This window comes from Streptomyces sp. NPDC048254, assembly GCF_043201895.1.
In the GTDB taxonomy this organism is placed as follows: domain Bacteria; phylum Actinomycetota; class Actinomycetes; order Streptomycetales; family Streptomycetaceae; genus Streptomyces.
The window spans coordinates 956,585-981,488 of the sequence record NZ_JBICZJ010000002.1 but is presented as its reverse complement, the minus strand read 5'-3'; the positions used below and the strand labels follow the sequence as shown (position 1 = coordinate 981,488).

Sequence of the window (24,904 nt, the reverse complement as noted above, 5' to 3'; positions counted from 1 at the left end):
CGTTCAGGCGCTCGACCGAGTCACTTCGGTCGAGCGCCTGCCGAGTTCGCGGGGCGATCATGCAGCAGACCTACGTACCGAACTGTCAGAGCACACCACTACAGTTCTCGATCACTTGACAGACCCAAGAGTGCCGAGGGGCCGCAGTCGGATCCTTGCGCTCTCGCTTGCAGAGTCGACCAATTCTCTGGGGGGACCATCATGAGACGCAGCACCTTCTTGGCGGCGGCCACGGCAACCGTACTGACCGCCAGCCTGTTCACGGGCCTCACCCCAGCCTGGGCGGACGGCACCGCCAGCGGCCCCGTCCTGATCGACGCCAACGGCTGGGACGAGCCGGGTCTGGTCTTCGTGACAGCGCACTCCGACAGCCCGATCACCCGCGTCACGGCCCACTTCTATCCGCTGGACGCACCAGAGGGAGCCCCAGAGGCCGGATCAACCGAGGACTTCACCCAGTACTCCGGACAGGACGCGACGTCCGGCACCTGGCGGGCGCCAGTCCGCCTGGCGGAACTCGGTGACTACCGGGTGACCGTCGATCTACAGGACGCCTCCGGCGCCACCGTCACCGGCGCCCTCTCCCCCGACCCCCTGCAGTACCGGACCATCGTCATGGTCTCCGGTCTGACCGCCACCCCGAGTGTGCCCGACTACCTCCACCAGGAGGTCTCCGTCAGCGGTACCGCCGTCGCCCGGGATCCCCGCGACCCCGACGCCCCGGTTCCCGCCGACGGCATCACCGTCGACGTCAGCGCCGGGCGCAGCAGGCTGAAAGCGACCACCGGCGTCGACGGCCGTTTCACCGCCGATTTCGTCCCCACCGACCCGTTCTTCCAGCTGTCCGCTGCAGCCGAGGTCTCCAGGAGTTACCCGGGGGCGATCGACCTGCCGATGTACCCCCAGGACCTGCACACCACACAGGCACCGGTCCGCTTCTCGGCCAGCACGCATGCCCTGAACCTGAAGCAGGGTGCCACCGGCACCGTCACCGGCCACGCGGAGATCCAGACCACCGCCGGCTGGCAACCACTGCCGCACACCGCGATCACCCTCTACGGCCTCGACTCGGACGGTCTTCCCAAATTCCTGGTCGGCCAGACCACCACCGACAGCAAGGGCGCCTACACACTGCCCGTCTCCTCGTACAACGCCGCCCCGACCGCCGAACTCATGGCGGGCACCGACAACATGCCCTTCCAGCAGATCGCCACCGAACCCTTCAGCCTGCACGTCGCGTACACCACCCACATCGACCTGACCGCGTCCCTCAAGGACGACGGGTCCATGCCGACCTACGGCTACGTCTACTACGAAGACCCACGCGCCCACTGGCCCGCCAAGCCCACCGTCACCCTGCAGTACTCCAAGGACGGCAAGACCGGCTGGAAGAACGCCACCACCGTTCCGCTCCCGATCCGCTACAACAAACCCCTGTTCCAGGAGTGGTTCGCCCGCACCCTCACCGCGCCGGACACCGACGCCTACTGGCGAGCCCGCTTCGACGGCAACCACGACCTCGGCACCAGCACAACCAAGCCCGTCCACCTCTACCGCTACGCCACCCGCATCACCGGCTTCCACGCCTCCCACGACCCAGTCCGCAAGGGACAGTCGATCAGCTTCGCCGGCACCCTGCAGTACAAGAAGGGCACCACCTGGAAGCCGCTCTACGGCGGCTCCCCCAGCCTCTACTTCAAGCCCCGCGGCTCCAGCAGCTACCACTACGCCTGCGACCTGGACAGCGACAAGCACGGCCACCTCGTCGGCATGGTGAGCGCCGAACGGGACGGCACCTGGGCCCTCGTCGTCAACCGCCAGACCGGTGACCACTACCTCAGAAGCGCCAGGGTCACCGACTACGTCAACGTCCGCTGATCCGCATCACGGCTGGCACAGTCGAAGTGGTGGGCCGCCTCCGTCGAACGCGACGCCGCGCAGGTCTTCGGCACGGTGTTCGACGAGGCCGAGCGCCGCGACCCGACCAGGAGCGGGAATGGGTGATGCTGGTCGGCGGCCCCCGGCACCAGCTGGACCTGATCCATGATCAGTGCGACGCGCGCGGGCTGGAGGTACGCCTGCTGATCGACTTCGTTCACGTGCTGGAGTACGCGTGGGGCGCAGCCTGGTGCTTCTTCACCAAGACCGGCCCCGCCGCCGAGAACTGGATCGGCGAGATGGCCCTGGAGATCCTCCAGGGCCGAGCCGAGCAGGTCGCCGACGACCGCGTCAGCGATGGACCTCCCACCCGGCCCGAAGGCCCAGCACGGACGCATGCCCTCAGGGCATGCGGACAAGCGGCGGCGGGACACGCTCACCAGCCATCGTCGCCCCGACAGCGGGAGCACCCCCGGCGCACAACCGGCTCGCTTGACCTGCGCGCGCACTCCGGACAGCCTCCCTGTTCGATTGAGTGGCGCACCATATACCCCTACGCTTGCCCGAGGAAGCCGTGATCTACGTCATGGTGCATAGACCGGCCGCGACAGGGGATCATCCGGACAAGACGAGCGAATGGCCCATTTCAATCTCGCGGGACATGCGCGGGACGACGGGCCTGACAACTCGTCAGGTAAGCCGCTGACCTGCGGAAACATGCGGGAATCGGACGGCCTCCGGAGCCGTGTGCGCAGGTTCGAATCCTGCCGGGGGCACCTTGGATCAGGTGCCTGAAGACCCCGCGATCAGCGAGTTTGCTGAGTGCGGGGTCTTTTTGTATGCGCAGGCGGATGCGGCTCGATGCAGCCCCATGACAGTGATCACGTAATGACGACGTAAGGGTGCACTCGCGGACCGGGTCAGTCTCTGGCCCGAGCCAGGCAACCGCGCCGCTATCGTCCAACCATGGAGATGGGCGACCTGTCTGGGTGGGCGGCACTGACGGTATCGGTCATTTCGGTGGCCATCAGCTACCAGCTGGGCGTCCGCTCTGCTAAAGCGTCGGAGCAGTCAGCTGAGGCATCGCGGACATCCGCACGGGAGGCGCGACGTTCATCAGACGCAGCGGAGCGATCCGCAACCGCAGCGGAAGGCTCGCTGGCCCTCCAGCGACAGGAAGCCGAAGAGCGGCAAAGAGCGGCAGAGCCTCAGGTGGAACTGCGAGTCGAGCGTGTCGGTGGCGGCAGCCGCTTACGCCTTCGCAACGTAGGTGGAGCCGTGGCCATGCGCGTGACCATTCACGATGCCCCGGGCATCAGTACCCAAGATCGAGAGTTCAATTTCCGGACCGGAGTCAGCAACGTGGAGCTCGCTCCTGGAGAGGCACGCGAGTTCTTGGTCTATCGGACGGGAAGCGCGCGAATGCCCACGCATCTGTGGGTCACATGGCAAGGACAGGACGAGCGGGTCGCACTCGCGGTTCCGGCCTGATGATGGAGTCCAGCACTCCTGCTCAAGCGTTCACCGTTCCTGAGAATCGCCTTGGCCGGGACATCTCCGCATGTCCGGTCCGTGAATGACGAAGGCACCGGATCGCTCCGGGGCTTTCGTGTGAGGAGCGCGTGGGCCGGTTCAGGACTCCGTGTCGCCCTCCTCCCCCAGACCCTTCAGGATTCGGTCGTTCATCTCCTGCTCGTGGCTGTCGATGCGCTTGGCGTAGATCTTGAGAAGGACGTCCACCTAGTGGCCGGCACAAGCCGCCACCTCCGGTGGGGGAACGCCCTAGTTGAGCCACTGGGAGACACGCGCGTGCCGGAGGTCGTACGGGCGAGCTGCCAGGACGGAGGCGACCTGTTGGGGTGGGAACGCCATGGCGCGAGCTTGCTTCCATGCGCGCGAGTACGAGGAGGCGGCGATCACGTTGCCCCGCTCGCTGGAGAACAGCCGGCCGTCGTCCGCGGTACCGAAGTGCAGCACGCGCAGACCGACGACGGCCGCGCCCGGAACAGTCAGCCGTACCCGACCGGCCACCGCCCGCACGGCATCATCAGGCCGTAGTGGCGTGCGTGGGGGCTCCCATCCTCTCTGCCGTCGACGCAGGCGAAGCCGAGCAGACGCGGCCTCTGGCGTCCAGGTCGTTCGTACACAGTGGCGTGCTCCACCTGGACGCCAGGAACCACGTCCGCTCCACGGTGTGTGGGCCGACGCGGTTCCGGAGGCGCCGTCGCGGCCGCAGGGCGGTGGCCGGCGCCGCCACCGTGACCGGGAGGTGCTGGCCGCGATCGTGTTCGTGGCCACGTTTCCAAAGCCCGGCCTCAGTCCGGACCGCTCGACGAAGGGGCCATGCGCCAGGTCTTTCGGAGTCGCAACGCATCGGGGATCAAGTGAGTGCTGAGGTCGTGCAGTTGGTCGGGCAGGCTGTCTCTCTCGTTGTTTCGCACCGATCACGCGTGCGGGGCGTGTGGGCCACGCAGCCGCCGGCCGCCGCGCTTCCTCGTGGCTCCTCACCGGATCTGCACGGGTGTGAGGCGGGGAGCTTCTGATCCATAGCGGCCGCGGAGGAGCAGACCGGCCGCTGCCGGGCGGTACTAAGGACGCTACTGACCGTCAGAGGTTGTGGTGGTTGCGGTACTTCGCCGCCGTACCGCAGGATCTCGGCGGGGGTGGCCACGGAACGGCCCCTGTTGACGCGGCTACCGGCCGGCGACAACGACGACCTGTCCGCGGCTGCCCTTGCCGCCCTCCGCGGCGGCGCTCCCGCGGTTCCCGATTGCGGTGATCAGTAGTGGATGCATGCGGTCGATGAATGGAATATCCCCAATATCGCATATGTGCCGTATGTGGGAAGATGTCATGTGTGGCATTTGGTGCTGAAGACAGGCGAGAGGAGTGCATCATGATCGCCAAGCTGCTCGGCAAGCTGTCCTTCACCCGCCACTACGGTGCGTACGGGGCCCACGAATGGGACGCCTACGCGGGCGACGACTAGGACCCGACAGCACTGTCGGCGGGCGCCCAGGGGCGCCCGCCGGTTCCCGGCCACGCTGCCGACGACATCGGCCTGGACAGGTACGAGAGCCAGGGACGATCTCATGGGCCGAAGGAATGAGCCGCCGCGGTTGCCCGAAGGCAGCTTCGCGGCCTGGAGCCGCGACCGGCTGGCATTGGCGCGCCGTGGCGCTGACGAGTGCGGGGACGTCTGGCAGCTGGAGCCGGGTGTCTACGTAGCCGCTGCGGCCGGGCCGTGTGAATCAGTCCTGCGTCGCGCGCATGACTTCCCCAAGGCGTCCTCGCCTCTCTTCCCGCCGTTGAAGCGGTCGAGCGGAGCACCGACACCCGAGGAGCGTGCGTACGCTCACGCCGCCCGCATGCGCGGACTGCGTGCGCAGGCGGTCGCAGCCCGGATCGGAGAGATCGCGCCCCGGACCGCCCGGTTTGCCGACCAGTGGCCCACGGGCCAGGACGTCGAGATCCTGCCCCCGGTCCGGCACACCCTGGCAGAGATCGGCGTGAGCTACCTCTTCTCCGAAGACGCTCCCACCCTGCTGCCCTATGCCGCACAGCTCTTCCTGGCCCGGGAGGTGCTCGTACGCCCCTCGCGTTGGGTCTGGCCGCGCTGGATCCCCACACCGGCACGGCGGTTCCGCACCCGGCAGCAAGTCGCCTTCATCGACGCTCTGCGGCCCATCGTCCGCCGGCGTCGTTCATCGGGCCGGCTCGGTGACGACATGCTGGGGCAGATGCTCCAGCCCTCCCCCCACCACGGCCCGCTGCCGGAAGAGGCCATCCTCGACACTCTCCCCGGAATCACCGTCGCCACCTTCGAGACCCCTTCCCGGGCAGCCGGATGGATCCTGCTCCACCTGGCCCGGCACCCCCAGGCGGCGAGCCGCGTCGCGGCCGAAGCCGCCTCGCTGCCCGCGGACCCGGCCGCGACGACCAGCACCCACCTCGGCAGCCTGCGATACACCCAGGCACTGGTGAGCGAGGTGCTCCGGCTGTACCCCCCGAGCTGGCTGCTGACCCGGCGCGCCCCGCGACAGACCCAGCTCGCCGACTACACCATCGACGCCGGGTCCACCGTTCTCGTCTGCCCTTACACCGCCCACCGCGACGCACGGGAGTACTCCGAGCCGGACCGGTTCCAGCCCGAGCGTTGGCTCGGTGATTCGGGCTCGCCGGCGAAACCCGGGGTCTTCCTCTCTTTCGGTACCGGGCCGCATGGCTGCGAGGGAGCCGCTCTGGCCATGGCGATGCTGACGCTCCTGACCGCGCAGACCGCCCGCCGCTGCCACTTGAGCGAGCCACCCGGACCGGAACCCAGCTACCAGGTCACCACCCTCGAAGGTCTCGCGACGGTCGGCTTGCGCCTGCGCGCCACCTTGCGCGGCTGAGGGCTGTCCTGCGCCTGGACGACCAGCTCACGGTTGGCTCATCGTGTGTCGCTGGTCGAACTCGTCGGCGAGCAGGCCCATCATGACGAGGTCGTGGTGCCGGCCGGCGAAGAAGACGTGTTCCCGCAGGCGCCCTTCCTCGGTGAAGCCGAGCCGACGGAAAAGCGCCAGCGATGCCTCGTTGTGGGCGAAGATCGCTGCCAGGCATTTGTGGTAGCGCCGCTCGGCGAACATGAAGCGCAGCAGCAGTTCTACGGCTTCCGTCGCGTAGCCCCTGCGCCGGTGGTCAGCGCCGATCGTGACATCGCACTCGAACCAGCCTGAACGACGACCGGTGCGATGCGAGCCGACTGTGCCGACCAGCTCTCCCGTGGCCGTCGCTTCGACTGCCAACCGGAAGCGGTCGTCATCGCACTCGGCAACGGCCTGCTCCTTCGCCCAGGCACGGTAGCTCTCGGCGGACCGCGGCAGATCCAGCCGGCTTCCTCGCCGCCCGTCATCGTCGGCGAAGCGCATGAACGCCGTCCAGTCGTCGGGCTCGACAGCGCGTAGGCGGACCCGCTGACCAGCCCAGGACGATGCCATGCCCTATTTGATCACGCTGCGGTGCGCGCGAGGCTGAGAGGCACACCGAGGCAGGCGACGCGAGATGGCGGGATTCGGCGAGACCGACTCCGGCCGAAGAAGTGCAGGACCGGGTCTCTGGCCTGCGCACATCTAATCGATCAACGCTGGACTCGCCGGTATCGGTGCCGCTGTTACGCTGATTCTCTGACGGTATTCCGGCGCACCGTGCCGCACGGTTTCCGTCGAAACGGCAATCCAGAAGAGCGCCGCTTACGTAACCAAAAGGCAGCCGCAACCAGGGATACGTCCCCCAGCCGGGCGCCGATCGCCTTGGCCGCCATGACCAGTTCTTTTCATGGAGACCCGACGAGCGCGGTGCACCCCCCTCGCACTTCGCAGGGTGGGCAGCGGCCGGATCCTCGCTCGTTGCGCGCCGGAGTGGCGCCGGCGTGAGGTCTGAAGCGTCTGAAGCGTCTGAAGCTCCCACTCCCTGTGGAGGTCGGGGTGAAAGTTGTCGTCGATCTTTCCCGATGTGCGGGGTATGCGCAGTGCGCGTTCCTGGCTCCGGAGGTGTTCCGGATGCACGGTGGGGAAGCGCTCATGTACGACCCGAACCCCGACGACGCCCGGCACGACCAGGTGCTGCGCGCCGCGGCGGCCTGCCCGGTCCAGGCGATCCTGGTCGACCAACCGGATGCGCGGCACGCACCGGCTAAGGCGCCACCGTCATGACCGGTGCCGACAACCTGCGTGCGTTCAGGCGCGATGGCCGCATCGTGGTCGTCGGGGCTTCGCTGGCGGGGCTGCGGGCCGCGGAGGCTCTGCGAGACGAGGGTTTCACCGGATCGCTGACCATGATCGGTGACGAGTCGGGCGAGCCCTACGACCGGCCTCCCCTGTCCAAGCAGGTACTGACCGGGTGGGTGCCGGCCGGAGGCACGACTTTGCCCCGCCGTCGTGACATCGATGCGGAGTGGCTGCTGGGCGTGCCCGCCAGCGGGCTGGACCTGGCGACGAGCCACGTGCGTCTCGCCGACGGACGCGAGGTTCCCTTCGACCGGGTGCTGATCTCCACCGGGGTACGGGCCCGGCCGTGGTTCGTCGAGTCCGAGGCCGCCCTGGACGGGGTGTTCGTCGTACGCACGCGCGAGCACGCCGAGGGCCTGCAGCGGGCCCTCGCCGCCGGGCCCTCCCGGGTGCTGGTCATCGGTGCGGGATTCACCGGCTCCGAGATCGCCTCCGTCTGCCGCGAGCGGGACGTCCCGGTGACCGTCGCCGAACTCGCGCCGTACCCGCTGGCCGGGGCGTTCGGCGCCTTGATCGGCGAGGTCGCGGCCGACATGCAGCGCGCCCATGGTGTCGACCTGCGGTGCGGTGTCGAGATCACCCGGCTGGAGGGCGACGCGCAGGGACGGTTTCGCCGTGCTCACTTCGCGGACGGCAGTACGGTCGACGCCGATGTGGCGGTGGTGGCACTCGGGAGCATCCGCAACACCGAGTGGCTGCGGGAGTCGGGACTGGCGGCGGGCGAGTGGGGAATCACCTGTGACACGGGGTGCCGCGCCCTCGACGTCGACGGCCGCGTCACCGACGACGTCTTCGCCGCGGGAGACGTGGCACGTTGCCCGAACCCCGCCTACGAGAACCGGCTCATCGCACTGGAGCACTGGGCCAACGCCGTGGAGCAGGGAGAGGTCGCGGCACACAACATGGTCAGCGCCCAGGCGGACCGCCGGCCCCGCCTGTCGGTCCCGCTGTTCTGGTCGATCCAGTTCGGCGTCAACATCAAGTCCGTCGGCGTGCCGGCCTTCGCCGACGAGGTGGTCGTCACCCAGGGATCGCTGGACGACCGCCGTTTCGTCGCCGCGTATGGCTATCGGGGCCGCGTCACGGCTGCCGTGAGCTTCGACAACGGCAAGTGGCTGGACCACTACCGGCGGTTGATCGAGACGGCCGCGCCTTTCCCGCCCCCCTGCCCCACGCCGGACCAGCCGGCCGACATGAAACCGGTGCCCGTCGGCTTCCCCGGCCCCGCCCTGCTCACGCCGGGCGCCACCGTGGTCGTCACCGACCATGACCCGGGTGACCGCCGCGTCACTGCCGTGCATCGGCATCGGCATCGGCGGTGGCGTCGGCAGGAGGAAGGCCGGACGACCACGATTGGGACGCCCGGCACGCTGCAACGGATCTTCGACTACTCCGCCCGGGCCGACCCCTACCCGCTGTATGCCGAGTTGCGCCGGACGCCGGTGGCCCGGCAGGAGGACGGCAGCTACGTCATCAGCGGCTATCGCGAGATCACGGACATACTGAATGACCCGCATCTGAGTTCCGACGTGCGCAATCTGTCGTGTCCGATGCCCTCGGGCGAGGGAGGGCCCCCGTCGTCGTTCATCCACATGGACTCGCCCGAGCACGATCGCCTGCGGCGTACGGCGATGCGTCACTTCGGCCCCCCGCACACCCCTGGGCTGGTGACCGGACTCGAAGGCTTCCTGACCACCGCCGTCGGCAGCCTGATCGACGATATGGCGGGCAAGGAGCGGATCGACGTCGTCGACGATTTCGCCTTCCCGCTCCCCGTAACGGTGACCTGTCACCTGCTCGGCGTGCCACGCGAGGACGAGCCGAGGTTCCACCTCTGGGTGAACGACATCATGAACTCGGTCGACTACGACCCCGAGACCGACCCGAAGGAGAAACTGGACAGGGGCGTACAGGCCCGCAAGGACCTGCGCCAGTACCTCGGCGAGCTGGTGGAGCAGCGCCACGGCCGGCCGGGAGACGACCTGCTGTCACGGCTGGCCAACGACGACGGGCCCGACGGCCGGATGGCCGACGCCGACATAGTCGCCACCGCCAAACTGCTCCTTATCGCCGGCCACGAAACCGTCGTCAACCTCATCACCAACGGCACGCTGACGCTGCTGCGCCACCCGCAGGTGCTGCAGCGACTGCGCGACGAACCGGACCTCGTCGTGCCGCTGGTCGAGGAACTGCTGCGCTTCGAGCCCCCCGTGCAGATCATTCCCTGGCGGGCGGCGTACAGCGACATCACCGTCGCCGACACCGTCATCCCCCAGGGCTCGCAGATCATGCTCATGCTGGCCTCGGGCAGCCGCGATCCGAAGCGCTTCCACGATCCGGACCGCTTCGACCCGGATCGGCGTGACAACCAGCACCTGGGGTTCGGGAGCGGCATCCACCTGTGTTTCGGCGGCCCGCTGGCCCGGCGGGAAACCCAGATCGCGCTGACCGACCTGGTACGCCGCCTCGACCGCCCCAGGCTGGTCGCCGACCCGCCGCCGTACCGGCCCAGCCCCGTTCTCAGGGGTCCGATCCATCTGGACATCGAGCAGGGTGACGGTTGACGCGAACAGACGGACCAACGCCCGACAACGGCTGTGAGCGACAGCCCGGCCGGCTCTCGCCGCGGATGTGCTGCAGCCCCTGGAGCACGGGTTCACGCAGTAAGGAACGAGCCTGTTGCTCCGGTTCACCGGTGGCTCGCGCAGGAAAGCGTCACCAGGAGGCCGGCTCGACATCGCAGGGCACTCACCGGGAGGATCAGCGGTAGGATGAGTGGCATGAGTGAGCCTACCGGCAAGTACTCGATCACCATGCCGCGCGACATCGCCGAGGCCGCCAAAGCCCGCAGCGGCCCCTCCGGCCTGTCCGCCTACGTCGCCGCAGCCGTGGCCCGGCAGATCGAACGCGACAACCTCAACGAACTCATCCAGGTTGCCGAGGCCGACCACGGTCCCGTCACGGACGACGAGGTCCAGGCCCTGCGCGACCAGCTCCACCAGGCCCGGCAACAGCAGGCGCGAGGCGGGGCCGACGCCGCGTGATCCGCTCCCCCGCCGCGCCCGGCGGCACCTTGGTCCTGGACAGCGAGGGGCTGGCCAAGGCCGTGCTGCGCGACCGGTCCGTCACGGGATGGCTTGCCCTGGCCCGGGCCGACGACCTGCGCGTGATCACGTCCGCGGCCACCCTGGTCGAGGTCGTCCACCCCCGGATCAACCGCCCGGCCCTGGAGTGGACGCTGTCCCGCCTCGTCGTCGAGCCGGTCACCGAGCCCATCGCCCGCCACGCTGCCGCTCTCCTCGCCGACGCCGGCCTGCACGGCCACAAGTACGCCATCGACGCCATGCTCAGCGCCACCGCTCTCGCCGCCCCCGGCCCCGTCACTGTCCTCACCTCGGACCCTGAGAACCTGACCACCCTGTGCGGCGGACAGGCCACCGTGATCAAGATCTGACCGGCCTCGCGATCGGACAGCGCCTTTCGGTCCAGCCGCTGCTGCCCGGCGGGGTCTTGGGGCGTTCCCGCAGGTGATGAGGCTCCTTGGAGTCGATCAGACCTGGCCCTCATCACTGTCGCCCCGGTCTTGGACCACACGCCACGGGTGGGAGCATGAGCATGGCCGAGGGAGGCTGCCGTGCCGGCCTCAGTCGCCTCGGTGGGCCGGCCGAGAGACGCGTTGGGGGATCTCGTGGATGTGACCACACTTGCCGTTGCGGTCATCAGCGTCGGAGGGACGCTGGGCGGAACTCTCGGTGGGGCAGTACTCAGCCAGCGCGCCAGCCGGGCCGAGGCGGCGGAGCAGAACCGGCGGGCCGACCGCGAACGGGAGCAGGAGCGCGATGTTCAGGCCCTGCAGGCCAAGCGCGATCTCTACGCCCACCTGAACACCACCGCGCGCGCTTACCGGGTCGCGGCCCGAGACGCCGTCCACGCGGCCGAACGCGGTGAAAGCGTCGACCCGGCACTCCTCGACACCGCCAAAGAGGCATGGGCCGACCAGTACTCCCAGGCGCAGATGGCACTGCCGAAGGATGTCCTGCGTGTGGCCTCGGCGCTCAACAGGTCACTCGGAGTCGGGTATTCAGTCGTCAAGCAGTTGCCGAGCAGCCCCGACCTCGACGGGGCCTACCAACGGGCGAAGACATGGTTCAGCGGTCCGCTTTCCGATGGCGTGTACCTGCTTCGGGTCACACTGCGACACGACCTTGGTGTCGAGGTCGACCCGCACTTCGAGCAGACTCGTATGCAGATGCTCGCCGCGCTGGACAGCGCGCGGGACAGCCTCGACCGCCTGCTGGCCACAGAGCGATCCCGGGCCACCGGACGTGGTTGACGGGCGACGCGAACGACGAGGCCCTTCGCTGGTCTTGAGGGGCTCCCCGGGAGGCGGATGCGAGCTGACTGGATACTTGTCCGATGGAGGCCTCAAGAGGTTCGTGGGTCAACACCACGCACGATTGGTCCAGTGTCATCGATCTGGATCACCTTGCACAGATCCGGCGGAGTCCGGCGGAGTTCGCTCCGGGTGGCTCGTTGCATCTCGTCCTTGAGGTGCTTGCCTATGCCGCTGACGAAGCCTCAAGCAAGGGCGGCGGCCGTTGCCTCGTCACTCTCCATCCCGATGGCTCCTTGTCCGTGGCGGATGACGGGCGGGGCACCGATACCCGTACGAACGAGCAAGGCCAGGTCGTGAAGAAACCGGTCATGGCATCAAAGGACCTGCGGTTCTTCGACTTCCCCGGCGCGGAACTGCTTCCAGACGGCCATCCGCGTCGAGGCATGTCTGTTGTCGCGGCCCTCAGCGAATGGCTCATCCATACCAACCGCCGCCTCGACGGGGCCTGGACCCAACGCTACGAACACGGCATCCCGGTCACCGACCTGGAGCCTGTCGAGGCCGACGGCACCACCGGGACACTCGTCCACTTCAGGCCGGACGAACCGTCTCGTTCGGGAGAGACGGCGGCGGAGGGCAGGTTGGAGCGTCTGGCCATGGCCTGGCCGGGTCTGGACATTCAGGTGGACGACCGGTCCAGTGGCTGACCCCGGCCGTACATCGCTATGGCCATCAGTTCGGCCATGGCAGGACGGCGAGCTCCGGCCACTCGTCCTGCCAGCGTGCTGCCTTGGTCTCGTAGACCTCCCTCGGGGCAAGGACCGGGTTGGGCCGAACGACAAGGTTGAAGACGTCGGAGAGCCCGTGAGGCGCGTAAACGCGCCATCCTCCACCGGGTTCCAGGCGGACGCCCAGACAGCACGTTGTCGCAGCGAAGCAGTCGATCGCGGCCTCGGTGGACTCGTGCGGCGGACAGGGCACTCCGAACTTCTGCTCGTACCAGAGGTGCACGCGGGCTTCGTTGCGGATCTCCACCTCGGCCGGCAGGTCGGCGAACACCTCGTGACCGGCTTTGATCACGGCATCCTCCGCTTCCCAGGAGCGGTCGCTGTCGTCGAAGTAGAAGATGTCGTAGTCCTTGATCCCGTTGGCCGGGGGCCTGCCGGTGACCACGTTCCACACCGTCTGGAACAGGCAGCCCGCCGTCACGTACCAGCCGGGCAAGTCCAGTGTCGCGGCCCTGGTCATCACGTCGGTCAGGATCTCGTTCTGGGAGAGGGCGGATCGCAAGCCCTCGAGTTGCTCATCGAGAGGAAGTCGGCCAAGCATCCGCCTTGCCTACCATGGTGGCTGTCAGAGCATCACGGCCAGGCTTCGTTCGAACTCCTGCGAATCCGCATCCTCGACGGGGCATCGATCCCACCCGGGTGGCGGCCGCCGCACAGAAATCGATCAGGCCGACGACGGGACGCCCCTGATCAACGGTGTGGTCGCCCCTCACCGGATCGACGACTTGACCGCGCTCCTCGCCGGACTCGGCCGGCAGCTCAGTCTCGAACTCTTCGACGAGAACGACAGCGTCGTCGAAGAGCGACACCGCTGACCGGCAGCCCGCGAAGCCGCGGGGAGAGTCACGGAATTGCCCCCAGGCGCGTCGGCTTCCCCGATCGCCTGCGGCTGGTGATCCGCAGAGGGTTCGCTCCGGTCGGTTCAGCCGATAAGTGCTGGCCCGCTCCCCGTCTCGTGCCTCAGGATTCTCGGCGTGACAGATACGGGACCCGCCGAGGAAGAGACGCCGGACGGGCTGCTGGGCTGGTGCCTGGTGGCCAACGTGGCGCGGGAAACCGCGCACGGCGAGAGCGGCCTCGACATCCAGCACGGCACGAAGCACTTCCGCGCGGGCACCCTGCTGTGGCTCCCGCCCGTCCGCTGGGACCCCGGCCACAGCCGCTGGCCTGCGGTGGGCCGGCACCGAGGCAACGGCCGCCGGTACGTCAACATGATCGTACGCGCGGAGGACCTGGAGAACTTCCGGGTCAAGGGTGTCTACAGCGAAGCTCTGGTGCGCAGCCTCAACGGTTACGAGCACGACCCGGCCGCCCCGCGGAGCCTGCAGAACCCGTGGACCCGCGAGCGGGCCCAGAGCTGGGCGGACGGCTGCAACCGCCACCGGGAGCCCCTCTTCATCGAAGGCCACCCCTACGCCCACCCGCGGATCTCCGTTCCCAACCCTCCGCCGGCAGAGATCCAGGTCGACGGTGAAACCCTGCACCTCGCCCACTACGGCACCAGGGGAGCCCGCTACAGCCGCACACCCCCTCCCGCGGAACGGGCCCCCGAGCCCTGAGCGGGACTCTCGAACGTGCCGTCGGGTAAGCCGGGGATTGCACGGACGTGGGTCGGCCTCAGCCGGGTGCCACTTCCGAGATCAGTTCGCGGACGCGCGTCTCGATCGCGTCGCGGATGGGGCGGACGGCGTCGACGCCCTGCCCGGCCGGGTCGTCGAGCTGCCAGTCGAGGTACCGCTTGCCGGGGAACACGGGGCAGGTGTCGCCGCATCCCATGGTGATCACGACGTCGGACGCCTGGACGGCCTCCACGGTGAGAATCTTCGGGGTCTCGGCGGAGATGTCGATCCCGGCCTCGCTCATCGCTTCCACCACGGCCGGGTTGACGGTGTCGGCGGGGGCCGAGCCGGCGGAGCGGACCTCGACACGGTCGCCCGCGAGGTGGGTGAGGAAGGCGGCGGCCATCTGGGAGCGGCCGGCGTTGTGGACGCAGACGAACAGCACCGACGGGCGCGAGGGGGAAGTGCTCATGGCGGGTGACTTTCTCGGGGCGGGGTCAGGAGGAGACGGGTTCTGGTTCGCTGCCCGGGATGCCGGTCCCGCCTCGGGTGCGGGCGGCTTGCGGGCCGTGGACGGCGGCCACGCTGCCGACCCCGAGAGCGGTGCCGAGCAGTTGGGCGGCGATGAACGGGGTGACGGAGGCGGGCGCGATCCCGGCGAAGGTGTCGGTGAAGGCCCGGCCGATGGTCACCGCCGGGTTCGCGAACGACGTGGAGGAGGTGAACCAGTAGGCGGCCCCGATGTAGGAGGCCACCGCGGCCGGGGCGAGCGCGGTGCGGCCGATCCTGGCCAGGCCGAGGACCAGCAGGATCAGCCCGGCCGTGGCGACGACTTCGCTCAGCCACAGATGTCCGGCGGAGCGGTCGTGGGTGGAGAACTTCACCAGCGGCTCGCCGAACATCGCGTCGGCCAGGACCGCGCCGCCGATCGCCCCCGTGATCTGGGCGGGCACATACGCGGCGACGTCCCGCAGGGTGAACCCGTCCGACGTACGGCGTCCGGTGAACCAGACGGCGAGGGTGACGGCCGGGTTGAAGTGTGCGCCGGAGACCGGCCCGAAGAGGGTGATCAGCACGCCCAGACCGAAGACCGTGGCGAGGGAGTTGGCGAGCAGTCGCACGCCGACGTCGTGCGACAGGCCGGTGGCCTGGATGCCGGAGCCGACCACCACCGCGACCAGAAGCCCGGTCCCGATCGCCTCCGCGGCGACCCGGCGGCCGAGTGGGGTGGTGTTCACGCGTCGGCTCCGGCAGTCCCCGGGGCGGTCAGGAACGCGGCGAGCCGGTCCAGCACGCCGGGCAGCGCCCAGTAGTACACCCACGTGCCGCGACGCTGGCAGTCGATGAGGCCGGCCTGCCGCAGGACCTTGAGGTGGTGGGAGATCGTCGGCTGGGACAGGTCGAAGGCCGGGGTCAGCTCGCACACGCAGACCTCGCCGGCCTCGCCGGCCTCACCGGCCTCACCGGCCTCACCGCGCGAGGCGATCATCGACAGCAGCCGCAGCCGGACAGGGTCGCCCAGGGCCTTGAAGACCTTCGCCAGGTCGGCCGCCTGATCCTCGTCCAGCGGCGCGGCGGACAGGCCCGGGCAGCAGGCGGTGTCCTGGCCGATCACCACGAGCTCTTGTTTCGACATGCCTCTATGTTGACGTTTTTCGATCCAAGGCGCAAGGTTGCATCAACGAATATCAATACAGGCCGTTCCGGGCCGTGCTGCGCCGTTCCGGACCGTGCTGCGGCCCGTCACCTGGGAGTGAGTCATGAGCGAGCAGTCCACCGACCTGCGCGAGACCGTCCGCCGGCGATACGCGGCGGCGGCCGTGAAGGTCACCGAGGGCGGCACCGCCTGTTGCGGGCCGCAGCCGGTCGAGGTCGACGAGAACTTCGGCTCGGCCCTGTACGCCGTCGACGAGCGCGACGCTCTGCCCGCCGAGGCGGTGGCCGCCTCCCTCGGCTGCGGCAACCCCACCGCCGTCGCCGAACTGCGCGAGGGCGAAAGCGTTCTCGACCTCGGCTCGGGCGGCGGTATCGACGTCCTGCTCTCCGCCCGCCGCGTCGGCCCGACCGGCAACGCGTACGGACTGGACATGACCGAGGAGATGCTCGCCCTCGCCCTGGCCAACGCCGAGAAGGCGGGCGCGACGAACGTGGAGTTCCTCAAAGGCACCATCGAAGCGATCCCGCTTCCCGCGAACACCATCGACGTCGTGATCTCCAACTGCGTGATCAACCTGTCCACCGACAAGCCGGCCGTGTTCGCCGAGACTTTTCGCGTACTCAAGCCCGGCGGCCGGATCGGCGTCTCGGACGTCGTCGCCGATGACACCCTCAGCGCCGAGCAGCGGGCCGAGCGCGGCGACTACGTCGGCTGCATCGCCGGAGCCCTGTCCTTCGCCGAATACCGCCGAGGACTGGAAGCGGCCGGCTTCACGGGCATCGAGATCACTCCGACCCACTCCGTGGCCGACGGCATGCACTCCGCCCTCATCCGCGCGGCCAAGCCCGCCACCTCCACCCTCCCGGATACTGCCGCCGGGACATCGTCGGCGGACGGTTCCTGCTGCGGCGCCACCGCGTGCTGCACCCCGACCGACCCCGCGACCGAGCAGCCGGCCGACCCCTCCATCGCTGTCGGTACGGCCGAGAGCGCCGCCGGATGCGCCTGCCAGAGCTGACCGCTCGCCCCGGCGGCAGGCGCGTGGATCACCGCTGCCGGGGACGCCTCACTTGTGGGAGGCGAGGCGTTCGGGGACCTGCTCGTGCCTGGCTCGCAGGGTCGCGGTGCGCCAAGGCGGCGCGGTGGAAGACCCGTTGGTAGCCCAGCCGTTACTGGCGCCGCCTCGCCGGCCTGCCCTCCGGTTCCAGGCCCCGAACCCGGTCAGGGCAGGTCAGGGCAGGGGGCTCTTCGGAGAGGCTCCCGGCCCGGCCGTACCGCTCTGCGATCTCCTTGGCGAGCGCCCGTGGCCGGCCCATGCGCCATCCCCCGCTCGCCTTCTCGCAACCGCCCAAGAGCAAGAGCCTTCACGATCTCCGTGCGGCACTCGTGTCGTACGTGTCCTGGTGGTGTCGGATCTCGGTGCGGTGTTCGGCACTCCAGGCCGCCAGCTGCTCGATGGCGGAGAACAGGGAGGCGCCGAGGGCGGTGAGGGAGTACTCGACGCGGGGCGGTACCTCCGGGTAGGCCGTGCGGTCGACCAGCCCGCTGCGCTGGAGGCGCTTGAGGGTGAGGGTGAGCATGCGCCGGGAGAGGGCGGGGATCGCGGTGTCGAGGTCCGAGTAGCGGGCGTCGCCGGCGGCAAGGACGCCGATGACCAGCATGCTCCACTTGTCGCCCACCAGGTCGAGGATCTCGCGGATGAAGTCCGCGTCCCACTCGTCCCAGCGTGCGCACGGGCCCGGGAGCCGCAGTACGTTCACCCGCGCCTCCCCGGTGAAGACCTCCCGGCCCTCGCCACCCTCGCCATTGCTCATCGGTGACGCCCTTCCGATGTCCCTCAGGAACATAGACATATCTTTTGTAACCCTTGTCGCGTTCCTGCGCAGTGGGGCACGCACCAGGCGCAAACGAACTGGCCGGAGCGGTTGTGCCGTGCGCACAGGACGGCAACCGCCGGGCCCTTCAGGCGTATTCCCGCCTCGTCGCCTCCGGCAGCGGCCCCGCCTGCCACGTCGGCGCCGCACCCTCACGAACAGAAAGGATGTGCCCAGCCATGGAAGGGCTCAAGGACAAGGTCTTCATCGTCACCGGCGGCGGATCGGGCATCGGCGCGGTCACCGTACAGCGGCTGCTGGCCGAAGGCGCCCGGGTGACCGCGGCCGGCACCAACCCCGACAAGCTCGCACGGACTCGCGAGCAGGCGGCGGAGGCGGCCGACCGGCTGCTCACGGTCCGGTTCGATCTCCGGGACGCGGACTCCGTCGCGTCCCTGGCCGCCCGGACCACCGAGCACTTCGGCCGGCTCGACGGCGTTGCCAACGCCGCCGCCGTCAGCGCGGACCTCATGACCCGCGACCAGGGCGTTGACACCATGGACTGTCCGTCAGGCCGGGTTCGGGGCCTTTGAGGTGGCCTCCGAGGTGGCCGGGGTGTGGGGGGACTTCTGCCGGGTCCGCAGGGCCACCAGCGTGGCGAGGCCGGCCGCCGCCGCTCCGGCGAGCATCGCGGCGCGGTCGCCGACCGCCATGCTGCTGTGGCCCGTCCGGTCCACCGCGTCGGCGATGGCGGGAAGCAGCGCCGCTCCCAGCGCGGCACCCAGCTGGCGGCTCATGTTGACCACGCCGCCCACCAGACCCTGGTCGCGGTCGGCGATACCGGTGCTGGCGGTCACCATGCTTCCGAACGCCGTACCGGCGGTGCCGAACCCGACCAGGACCACTGCCGCGAGCGGCGGACGGTAGCCGCCGCCCATCGGGAGCTGGGTCAGGATGAGGAAGCCGGCGGTGGCGGCCAGGGCGGTCAGCACCAGTACCCGCTGGATCCCCACGCGTCGCGCCAGCCGGGCGCCCAGCAACCCGGTCGCCAGGCCGACGATGCCCTGCGGGGCGATCACCAGGCCGGCCGCCAGCGGGGACATGTGCAGGACTTCCTGGAGGTACACGGAGAGCACCAGCATCTCCCCGCCGTTCCACAGGCCGAGCAGCATCATCAGGGTGCCGGCACTGCGCAGCCCTCGGGTGCGCAGCAGCGCGGGCCGTACGAGCGGATCGGCCCGCCGTTGCTCGACGGCGAAGAACGCCACGGTCGCCAGGGCCGAGAGCCCGAGCGGCACCAGCACGCCGGCGGATCCCACGCTGGTGACCCCGGCCTGGGAGACCGCGAAGACCAGCGCGGCGACGGCTCCCGTGATGAGCGTCGCGCCGACGGTGTCCAGGTGCCGCCCGGCCCGGCGCAGCCTCGACTCGTGCAGGAGGCAGGGCGCCAGCAGCAGCGCGGCCAGCCCCACCGGGACGTTCACCAGGAACACCGAGCGCCAGCTGAAGAACTCCACCAGGACCCCGCCGAGCACCTGTCCGGCGACGAAGCCGACCGACGCCGTCGCCCCGTACAGGCCCAGCGCGCGGGTGCGCCGGGGGCCTTCGGGGAAGCCCGTGGTGATCAGGGAGAGCGCGGCGGGCGCGACCATCGCGGCGCCGCAGCCCTGCACCGTGCGGGACAGGATCAGGAGCAGCGGATCGTGCGCGAGCCCGCCGGACAGCGACGCGGCGGTGAAGACGCCGATCCCGGCCATGAACAGGCGCCGCCGCCCGTAGAGGTCCCCGGCGCGGCCGCCGAGGATCAGCAGCCCGCCGAAGGTGATCGCGTAGGCCGTGACCACCCACTGCACCGAAGCGGCCGAGATGCCCAGCTCGTGCTGGATCGACGACAGCGCGACGTTCACGATGCTGAAGTCGAGCACCACCATGAAGGACGCGACGAGGATCAGCGCGAGTCCCAGCCGTGGGTGCCCGGTGGCAGGGGCGGGGGCCGGTGTGCCTGCCACCGGGACCGTGTCCCCTGGGGGACGTGTCGGGTCGTTCTCGGGGTCACTTCGGGTGGCCGGCCCAGCTGCTGCGGTCATCACCGGGGTCCTCTCTTGTGGGGTTCCTGCGCAGGGGTCTCGTGGGGTTCCTGCGCAGGGACCGCCGCGCAGGGCTGGGACGGGGCCGGTCAGGCGGCGGTGTACACCGCGGCCAGATCGTCGTCGGCGTGGCTCGCCGCGGCGTGCCGCCAGCGGGGCAGCAGCGCCTGGGTGAGCGCGAGTTCGGTGCCGCTGGCCTGCGCGGCCTGCACCGCCAGCTCGGCGTCCTTGAGCGCGTGCTTGAGCGCGAACGCGGGGGTGAAGTCACCGGTCAGCATGGTGGTGGCCTTCTGCACGGCGTACGGCGACCCGAGCGGCGTCGACTGCAGCAGGTCCACGATCGCGGTCGGGTCCAGACCGAGCCGGCGGGCGAAGGAGAGCGTCTCCGCGGTGGTCTCGGCGAGGTCGACGAGCCAGTTGTTGAGCACCAGCTTGGCGCTGGTGCCGGAGCCGGCCGGGCCCAGCCAGACGGTGGCCCTGCCGACCGCGCCGAACACCGGGGCGAGGACGTTCCGTATCCGGTCCGGGCCGCTGGCCAGCACGATGAGCTGCCCGGCCCGGGCCGGACCCTCGCTGCCGGAGACCGGGGCGTCCACGAACGTCACCCCGTGGCAGGCGGCGATGCGGCCGAGCCGGGCCGTCCAGTCGGCTCCGACGGTGGCCATCTGCACCCAGACCAGCCCGGGTGCGTCGGCCAGGAATCCGTCGGGCCCGGCGGCCGCCTGTTCGGTGGCGGGACCGTCGGCCAGCATGGTGACGAGGATCCCGGCGCCCCGGACGGCCTCCGCCGGGCTGGGTGCTACGGCGGCGCCCGCGCCGGTGAGGAGTGCGGCGCGGTCGGCGGTCCGGTTCCACACCCGTACGTCGAAACCGGCGCGGGCCAGATTGGCGGCCATCGGGCCGCCCATCCGCCCGGTGCCCACGAAGGCGATCGGCGGCGTCGACGTCGCGAGGCGGCGGGGGTCGGTGGGGTCGGAGGCGGTGTCCTGTCGTGCGGGCGTGTGGGTGCTCATGGCATTCCCTCCGGCGGTGGTGGGGTTGGTACTTCGACCCTCGCAGCCGCGGAAAGTCGCTGGTAGTGGCCTCACACTTGGCGGGATACAAGCCGGGCTTGTACCGGCTCACGGGCATCGACGACCGCACGACCGAACCGGACCGCAGCCGCTCCGGACCACGGCCGCTCGGGACCACGACCGAACCGGACCGCAGCCGCTCCATCCACGGCCGCTCCGGACCACGGCCGCTCGGGACCACGGCCGAACCGGACCGCAGCCGCTCCATCCACGGCCGCTCCATCCACGGCCGCTCCGGACCACGGTCGCTCGGGACCGCAGCCGCTCGGGACCACGGCCGCTCGGGACCACGGCCGAACCGGACCGCAGCCGCTCCGAACCACGGCCGCTCCCGGCTCGGCCCGAGCCGGTGGACGGGCCTCGGCACGAGGCCGGCGACGGTACGGCGGCCCCCCGGGTCAGTGGGCTCGGCCGCTGCGGCGCTCCTGGTGCCGGCGGGTCAGGATGTGGGCGATCAGGTCGCGGGCCGCGCCGCTGGGCGGGGTGGTGGCGCCGTCCCAGACGGCACGCAGGGTTCGGCGCAGGTCGAGTTCCGGTGTCTGTACCGCGACGAGCCGGCCGCTGGCCAGGTCGTCGGCGACGGCGAGTTCGCTGATGACCGCGGGCGCCGCACCGGCCAGCGCGGCCGAGCGGATCGCCGCGGTGGTGGACAGCGACAGCGCCGCGGGGGCCTGCGGGGCACCGGGGCCGAGTACGGCGGTCAGCGCGGCGGTGAAAGTGTCCCGGGTACCGGAGCCGCTCTCCCGGCTCACCAGCGGGGTCCCGGCCAGTTCGGCGGCGCTGACGGGCCGAGGGCCCGCCCACGGGTGCCCTGGAGCGACGACAACCGTGAGCCGGTCGTGGCCGACGGCCCTGCCATGCAGCCCGGCGGGCTCGCGCGGGCCCTCGGTGAAGCCGATGTCGGCGAGGCCCTCGGTGACATGGGTGATGACCATGGCGGTGTTGGCATAGGTCAGTACGATCTCCGGAGCGTTCCTGCCCTGCGGGGTCTCCGCGCGGAAGGACGCGAGCCAGCCGGGCAGGAGCATCTCGGAGATGGTCGAGCTGGCGCTGACCCGGAGGCGGGACCGCTGGCCGGCCCGCAGTGCCGTGATCCCGGCGTCCATTTCGGCCGCGACGTCCAGCAGCCGGGCGGCCCACTCCGCGATCATGACGCCTTCGACGGTCAGGCTGGACCCGCGGGGAGTCCGGTGCACGAGGGTGACCCCGGTCTGTGCCTCCATCGCGCGGATCCGCGCCGATACGGCCTGCTGGCTCACCCCGGCCTTGCGGGCGACGCCGTTCAGGCTGCCTTCCCGGGCGACCCCGAGCAGGAGTTCCAGCGCTGCCAGGTCGGGGACATGCGCGCTCAGCATCGTCCCAGCCCTCCCAGCTGTGAGCCGGGGTTCTTGCCCCTCAAGCGTACGACCGCCCCCACGGCCCCCGCCCGTGGTGGCGGTCCGCCGTGGTGCTCACTTGCCGGGCGAGTCCTCGCGGGGCGCGACGATGTCCAGGACGGCCATCATGCCCATGTCCTCGTGGTTGAGGATGTGGCAGTGCAGCACGGTCTTCCCGGTGAAGTCGGTGTAGTGGATGCGGATGACCGCCTTGCCGCGCACGGGCACGTCGATGGTGTCGTACCAGCAGTGGGACGGGTCGTGGGGCTTCCCGTCGATGCTCATCAGCTGGAAGTCGTTGGTGTGGATGTGGAAGGAGTGGGTCTCGTCGGAGTCGTTGCGGACGGTCCACTCCTCGACGGTGTCGAGGGTGCCGGTGAAGTCGATCCGGTGCGGGTCGTACAGCCGGCCGTTGATGTAGAACTTCGTGCCCGCCTTGTTCTCCGTGAGGACGACGGTCCTGCGGGCCGCGATCGTCGCGTTGCAGGCCGACCTCGCCACCGTCGTCAGCGGCGGCACGCCCGTACGCCGGGAACTTGTTCCCGGCCGGTCCGGTGTCGTACTTGAGGGTCTCCAGGCGTGTGGTGCCGGGCGGGGCGCCCTGGACGAGGACGTCGAAGCGTGCTCCCGCCGCGATCACGATCGTGTCCTGGTCGTACGCCTTGCGGACGGGGATGCCGTCCTGGGCGATCACGCGGAAGCGGTAGCCCGGGAGGTGGAGCTTGTAGTAGATGTTGGCCCCGATGTTGGCGAGCCGCCAGAGCTGGGTCTCCCCCGGCCGGATGGTGACCACCGGGTTCTGCCGGCCGTTGACGGTGCGGTTCGTGGGCGCCCCGATCTCGAGCGGGTGCGTCTTGATCGCATCGCCCTCGACCTGGAAGTCCTTGAACGCGATCGTGTGCTCGGTGATGCCGCGCAGGGACGGGGGCAGGTGCCGCTGGAGGCTTCGACGACGATGAGACCCGACTCGCCGCCGGCGACCTGCGGCGCGGACATCATGTCCGCGTGCGAGTGGTACCAGAAGGTGCCGGTCGGGTGGTTGAACGGCAGCTGGTACCGGTAGTGGTACGAGTGGTTGTACTTGATGGCGATGAAGACGTCGTCGGAGGGGGCGCGCGGCGAGACATGGAGGCCGTGCGTGTGCACGTTGGTGTCCTGGTCGATGCGGTTGGTCATGGTGAGGTCGATGCGGTCGCCGGGGCGTACCCGCAGGGTGGGTGGCATGTACGCCCCGTTGTAGGTGGTGGCGTACAGCCGGCGGTCACCCACCTGTACCTTGCGGCGATCCACCACGATGTCGGCCCTCAGGAGACCGTCGCGGCTGACCAGTTCCGGCGGGTCCTGCAGCCGCGGTCCGGCGGCGGGGCGGTGGCCGGCCTGCGGGGCGGGCTGCCGGGTGGCGTGCGGGTCTCCGGTCGGTGTCAGGTCTCCGCAGCCGGTCAGCCAGCCGGTGGTGAGGAGCAGGCCGTCGGCGACCGGCAGGGCCGGCGAGGAACGGATGCGCAACCGGGTCACTTCTCTCCCAGGGAAGCCGAGTGACCGGACGGCGGTTTCACGCCCGAAGGGTCGACGTCACGACGGTCCGCCAACGGACCGTCTGCCGGAATGTAGGAAGGGGCCCCGCCCCTCGGCGTGCCACGCGCACGAGGCGGCGGCAACCACTCAAGGCGGCAGGACTTCCACACATATGGCGGCAGTCCCGCGCCCTGTGGCCGCGCCCCACGCCCGCACCTTGTGGCCGTCGCCGTAGCCGCCGCCCGGCCTGGCCAGGGCGGGGCGAGGCGAGGCGGCTACGGCGACGCGTTCAGATACTCAGTGCGATCGCGGCGCCGATGCCGCCCAGACCGAGCGCGACGGCGGCCGCGGGCCAGCCGTCCGAGCGCCAGGGGAGGAACCGGTCGACGGACACCCGGCCCGGGCCGATGGCGGCGAGGGCGAGGGCGACGATGCAGATGGCGACGCTGTACTCGACTCCGCCGTTCTGGATCCACAGGCCGTGGGCACCGCTCACGGTCACCATGGCGTTGATCATCACGCCGATGACGGCGGCGGCCGCCAGCGGGGTGAGCAGCCCGACCGCCAGACCGAGGCCCCCGCAGAGTTCGGAGAGACCGCCGATCACGGCGAAGATCTTGCCCGGGTGGTAGCCGAGGGCGTCGAAGCTCCTGCCGGTGGCCGCCAGGCCCGGCCCTCCGAAGATGCCGAACAGCTTCTGCGCACCATGGCCGGCCAACAGCAGTCCGAAGGTCAGCCTGATCAGCAGCAGTCCGCACTCACCGGCGGACAGCCGAAGAACCGAACCGGCGTGCGTCCCGCCCGGCGGGCCCGAGGCGGCCCTGGCAGGATCGGCGGGCCTGCGGACCTCCGCCGCGGGGCCCGCGGGGGCGCGTGCCTGGGTCAGTGACAGGACATGAGTTCTACCGAAGGGGTGGAGATGCAGAGCGCGCATGACAATGCCTTCACAGGTGAGAACGAGCCGGTCTGCCCGTCGTGCGGCGGGCCCTCCCCATCACCCAGCATTGCGCCATTACCTGACCATATCCACCGATAAGTTGAGATGTACATTAT

24 protein-coding genes and 5 pseudogenes are annotated in these 24,904 nt (G+C 70.0%); 14 read left to right on the top strand and 15 right to left on the bottom strand.

Annotation, left to right across the window (positions count from 1 at the left end):
• The first annotated feature begins 201 nt into the window (after positions 1 to 201).
• Positions 202 to 1,878 carry a hypothetical protein gene (locus ACGFZQ_RS09805; RefSeq protein WP_393839852.1) on the top strand — a complete coding sequence of 559 codons (1,677 nt, stop codon included), beginning with the start codon at positions 202 to 204 and terminating at the stop codon, positions 1,876 to 1,878.
• Here the strand turns inward: ACGFZQ_RS09805 and ACGFZQ_RS09800 are convergent.
• On the bottom strand, positions 1,860 to 2,387 hold the full coding sequence (locus ACGFZQ_RS09800) for a hypothetical protein (protein ID WP_393839851.1): 528 nt from the start codon (positions 2,385 to 2,387) through the stop codon (positions 1,860 to 1,862). The two genes, ACGFZQ_RS09805 and ACGFZQ_RS09800, sit on opposite strands and share 19 nt — an antisense overlap.
• Before the next feature lie 457 nt (positions 2,388 to 2,844).
• On the opposite strand from ACGFZQ_RS09800, the gene ACGFZQ_RS09795 reads away from it, so the two are divergent.
• Positions 2,845 to 3,369, top strand: coding sequence for a hypothetical protein (locus ACGFZQ_RS09795; RefSeq protein ID WP_393839850.1), 525 nt, complete (start codon positions 2,845 to 2,847; stop codon positions 3,367 to 3,369).
• 291 nt (positions 3,370 to 3,660) lie between these two features.
• Here ACGFZQ_RS09795 and ACGFZQ_RS09790 read toward each other — a convergent pair whose 3' ends face one another.
• Complete coding sequence (locus ACGFZQ_RS09790; protein ID WP_393839849.1) at positions 3,661 to 3,909, bottom strand: hypothetical protein; 249 nt, start codon at positions 3,907 to 3,909, stop codon at positions 3,661 to 3,663.
• A gap of 178 nt (positions 3,910 to 4,087) precedes the next feature.
• Between ACGFZQ_RS09790 and ACGFZQ_RS09785 the strand changes: the two are divergent.
• Together ACGFZQ_RS09785 and ACGFZQ_RS09780 are read left to right on the top strand one after the other, a co-directional pair.
• A pseudogene (locus ACGFZQ_RS09785) lies at positions 4,088 to 4,177 on the top strand (IS5/IS1182 family transposase); the annotation flags it as partial.
• Between the two features lie 1,069 nt (positions 4,178 to 5,246).
• Positions 5,247 to 6,272 (top strand): cytochrome P450, encoded by a 1,026-nt coding sequence (locus ACGFZQ_RS09780; protein ID WP_393839848.1) that lies wholly within the window; start codon positions 5,247 to 5,249, stop codon positions 6,270 to 6,272.
• A gap of 27 nt (positions 6,273 to 6,299) precedes the next feature.
• Here ACGFZQ_RS09780 and ACGFZQ_RS09775 read toward each other — a convergent pair whose 3' ends face one another.
• On the bottom strand, positions 6,300 to 6,857 hold the full coding sequence (locus tag ACGFZQ_RS09775) for a GNAT family N-acetyltransferase (RefSeq protein ID WP_393839847.1): 558 nt from the start codon (positions 6,855 to 6,857) through the stop codon (positions 6,300 to 6,302).
• Between the two features lie 486 nt (positions 6,858 to 7,343).
• Here ACGFZQ_RS09775 and ACGFZQ_RS09770 point away from each other — a divergent pair, with 486 nt between their 5' ends.
• From ACGFZQ_RS09770 to ACGFZQ_RS09740, 7 genes and pseudogenes are all read left to right on the top strand, one after another.
• Positions 7,344 to 7,571 (top strand): ferredoxin, encoded by a 228-nt coding sequence (locus tag ACGFZQ_RS09770; RefSeq protein ID WP_393839846.1) that lies wholly within the window; start codon positions 7,344 to 7,346, stop codon positions 7,569 to 7,571.
• A pseudogene (locus ACGFZQ_RS09765) lies at positions 7,568 to 8,944 on the top strand (NAD(P)/FAD-dependent oxidoreductase); the annotation flags it as partial. The gene ACGFZQ_RS09770 and the pseudogene ACGFZQ_RS09765, both read left to right, overlap by 4 nt.
• A 252-nt stretch (positions 8,945 to 9,196) precedes the next feature.
• Entirely contained in the window at positions 9,197 to 10,210 is a 1,014-nt protein-coding gene (locus ACGFZQ_RS09760) for a cytochrome P450 (RefSeq protein ID WP_393839891.1), read from the top strand.
• A gap of 216 nt (positions 10,211 to 10,426) precedes the next feature.
• Positions 10,427 to 10,690 (top strand): CopG family transcriptional regulator, encoded by a 264-nt coding sequence (locus ACGFZQ_RS09755; RefSeq protein WP_393839845.1) that lies wholly within the window; start codon positions 10,427 to 10,429, stop codon positions 10,688 to 10,690.
• Complete coding sequence (locus ACGFZQ_RS09750; RefSeq protein ID WP_393839844.1) at positions 10,687 to 11,100, top strand: PIN domain-containing protein; 414 nt, start codon at positions 10,687 to 10,689, stop codon at positions 11,098 to 11,100. Before ACGFZQ_RS09755 ends, ACGFZQ_RS09750 begins: the two co-directional genes overlap by 4 nt.
• 180 nt (positions 11,101 to 11,280) lie before the next feature.
• Entirely contained in the window at positions 11,281 to 11,979 is a 699-nt protein-coding gene (locus tag ACGFZQ_RS09745; RefSeq protein WP_393839843.1) for a hypothetical protein, read from the top strand.
• Between the two features lie 83 nt (positions 11,980 to 12,062).
• Positions 12,063 to 12,689 carry an ATP-binding protein gene (locus ACGFZQ_RS09740; RefSeq protein WP_393839842.1) on the top strand — a complete coding sequence of 209 codons (627 nt, stop codon included), beginning with the start codon at positions 12,063 to 12,065 and terminating at the stop codon, positions 12,687 to 12,689.
• Positions 12,690 to 12,714: 25 nt separating this feature from the next.
• Here the strand turns inward: ACGFZQ_RS09740 and ACGFZQ_RS09735 are convergent, their stop codons facing one another.
• Positions 12,715 to 13,311, bottom strand: a complete 597-nt coding sequence (locus ACGFZQ_RS09735; RefSeq protein WP_393839841.1) for a nucleotidyltransferase family protein — start codon at positions 13,309 to 13,311, stop codon at positions 12,715 to 12,717.
• Positions 13,312 to 13,744: 433 nt separating this feature from the next.
• On the opposite strand from ACGFZQ_RS09735, the gene ACGFZQ_RS09730 reads away from it, so the two are divergent.
• Positions 13,745 to 14,329, top strand: coding sequence for a hypothetical protein (locus ACGFZQ_RS09730; RefSeq protein ID WP_393839840.1), 585 nt, complete (start codon positions 13,745 to 13,747; stop codon positions 14,327 to 14,329).
• 58 nt (positions 14,330 to 14,387) lie between these two features.
• Here the strand turns inward: ACGFZQ_RS09730 and ACGFZQ_RS09725 are convergent, their stop codons facing one another.
• Genes ACGFZQ_RS09725 through ACGFZQ_RS09715 form a run of 3 tightly spaced genes read right to left on the bottom strand, consistent with a single transcriptional unit; the run spans position 14,388 to position 15,965 of the window.
• Positions 14,388 to 14,801, bottom strand: a complete 414-nt coding sequence (locus ACGFZQ_RS09725) for an arsenate reductase ArsC (RefSeq protein ID WP_351747674.1) — start codon at positions 14,799 to 14,801, stop codon at positions 14,388 to 14,390.
• Positions 14,802 to 14,826: 25 nt separating this feature from the next.
• Entirely contained in the window at positions 14,827 to 15,567 is a 741-nt protein-coding gene (locus ACGFZQ_RS09720) for an MIP/aquaporin family protein (RefSeq protein ID WP_393839839.1), read from the bottom strand.
• The gene (locus tag ACGFZQ_RS09715; protein WP_393839838.1) at positions 15,564 to 15,965 is read right to left on the bottom strand and encodes an ArsR/SmtB family transcription factor; all 402 of its coding nucleotides are present in this window, start codon (positions 15,963 to 15,965) and stop codon (positions 15,564 to 15,566) included. Before ACGFZQ_RS09715 ends, ACGFZQ_RS09720 begins: the two co-directional genes overlap by 4 nt.
• Positions 15,966 to 16,089: 124 nt before the next feature.
• Here ACGFZQ_RS09715 and arsM point away from each other — a divergent pair.
• Positions 16,090 to 16,833, top strand: a pseudogene (gene arsM, locus ACGFZQ_RS09710) (arsenite methyltransferase); the annotation flags it as partial.
• A gap of 517 nt (positions 16,834 to 17,350) precedes the next feature.
• On the opposite strand, the gene ACGFZQ_RS09705 reads toward arsM, so the two are convergent.
• On the bottom strand, positions 17,351 to 17,800 hold the full coding sequence (locus ACGFZQ_RS09705; RefSeq protein ID WP_393839837.1) for a winged helix-turn-helix transcriptional regulator: 450 nt from the start codon (positions 17,798 to 17,800) through the stop codon (positions 17,351 to 17,353).
• Positions 17,801 to 18,039: 239 nt separating this feature from the next.
• Between ACGFZQ_RS09705 and ACGFZQ_RS09700 the strand changes: the two genes are divergently transcribed.
• Positions 18,040 to 18,393: an SDR family NAD(P)-dependent oxidoreductase gene (locus ACGFZQ_RS09700; protein ID WP_393839836.1), complete on the top strand. Its 354-nt coding sequence runs from the start codon at positions 18,040 to 18,042 to the stop codon at positions 18,391 to 18,393.
• Here the strand turns inward: ACGFZQ_RS09700 and ACGFZQ_RS09695 are convergent.
• The 7 genes and pseudogenes from ACGFZQ_RS09695 to ACGFZQ_RS09665 form a co-directional block, all read right to left on the bottom strand.
• Positions 18,370 to 19,809 (bottom strand): MFS transporter, encoded by a 1,440-nt coding sequence (locus ACGFZQ_RS09695; RefSeq protein WP_393839835.1) that lies wholly within the window; start codon positions 19,807 to 19,809, stop codon positions 18,370 to 18,372. The two genes, ACGFZQ_RS09700 and ACGFZQ_RS09695, sit on opposite strands and share 24 nt — an antisense overlap.
• A gap of 167 nt (positions 19,810 to 19,976) precedes the next feature.
• Positions 19,977 to 20,900, bottom strand: a complete 924-nt coding sequence (locus ACGFZQ_RS09690; RefSeq protein WP_393839834.1) for an NAD(P)-dependent oxidoreductase — start codon at positions 20,898 to 20,900, stop codon at positions 19,977 to 19,979.
• A gap of 458 nt (positions 20,901 to 21,358) precedes the next feature.
• Entirely contained in the window at positions 21,359 to 22,315 is a 957-nt protein-coding gene (locus ACGFZQ_RS09685) for a LysR family transcriptional regulator (RefSeq protein ID WP_393839833.1), read from the bottom strand.
• A 96-nt stretch (positions 22,316 to 22,411) separates the two neighbouring features.
• On the bottom strand, positions 22,412 to 22,855 hold the full coding sequence (locus ACGFZQ_RS09680; protein ID WP_393839832.1) for a multicopper oxidase domain-containing protein: 444 nt from the start codon (positions 22,853 to 22,855) through the stop codon (positions 22,412 to 22,414).
• Positions 22,856 to 22,997: 142 nt separating this feature from the next.
• Positions 22,998 to 23,129: pseudogene (locus tag ACGFZQ_RS09675) on the bottom strand (hypothetical protein); the annotation flags it as partial.
• Positions 23,130 to 23,287: 158 nt separating this feature from the next.
• A pseudogene (locus ACGFZQ_RS09670) lies at positions 23,288 to 23,605 on the bottom strand (multicopper oxidase domain-containing protein); the annotation flags it as partial.
• Positions 23,606 to 24,140: 535 nt separating this feature from the next.
• Positions 24,141 to 24,623, bottom strand: a complete 483-nt coding sequence (locus ACGFZQ_RS09665; RefSeq protein WP_393839890.1) for a DoxX family protein — start codon at positions 24,621 to 24,623, stop codon at positions 24,141 to 24,143.
• Positions 24,624 to 24,904: the final 281 nt, after the last annotated feature.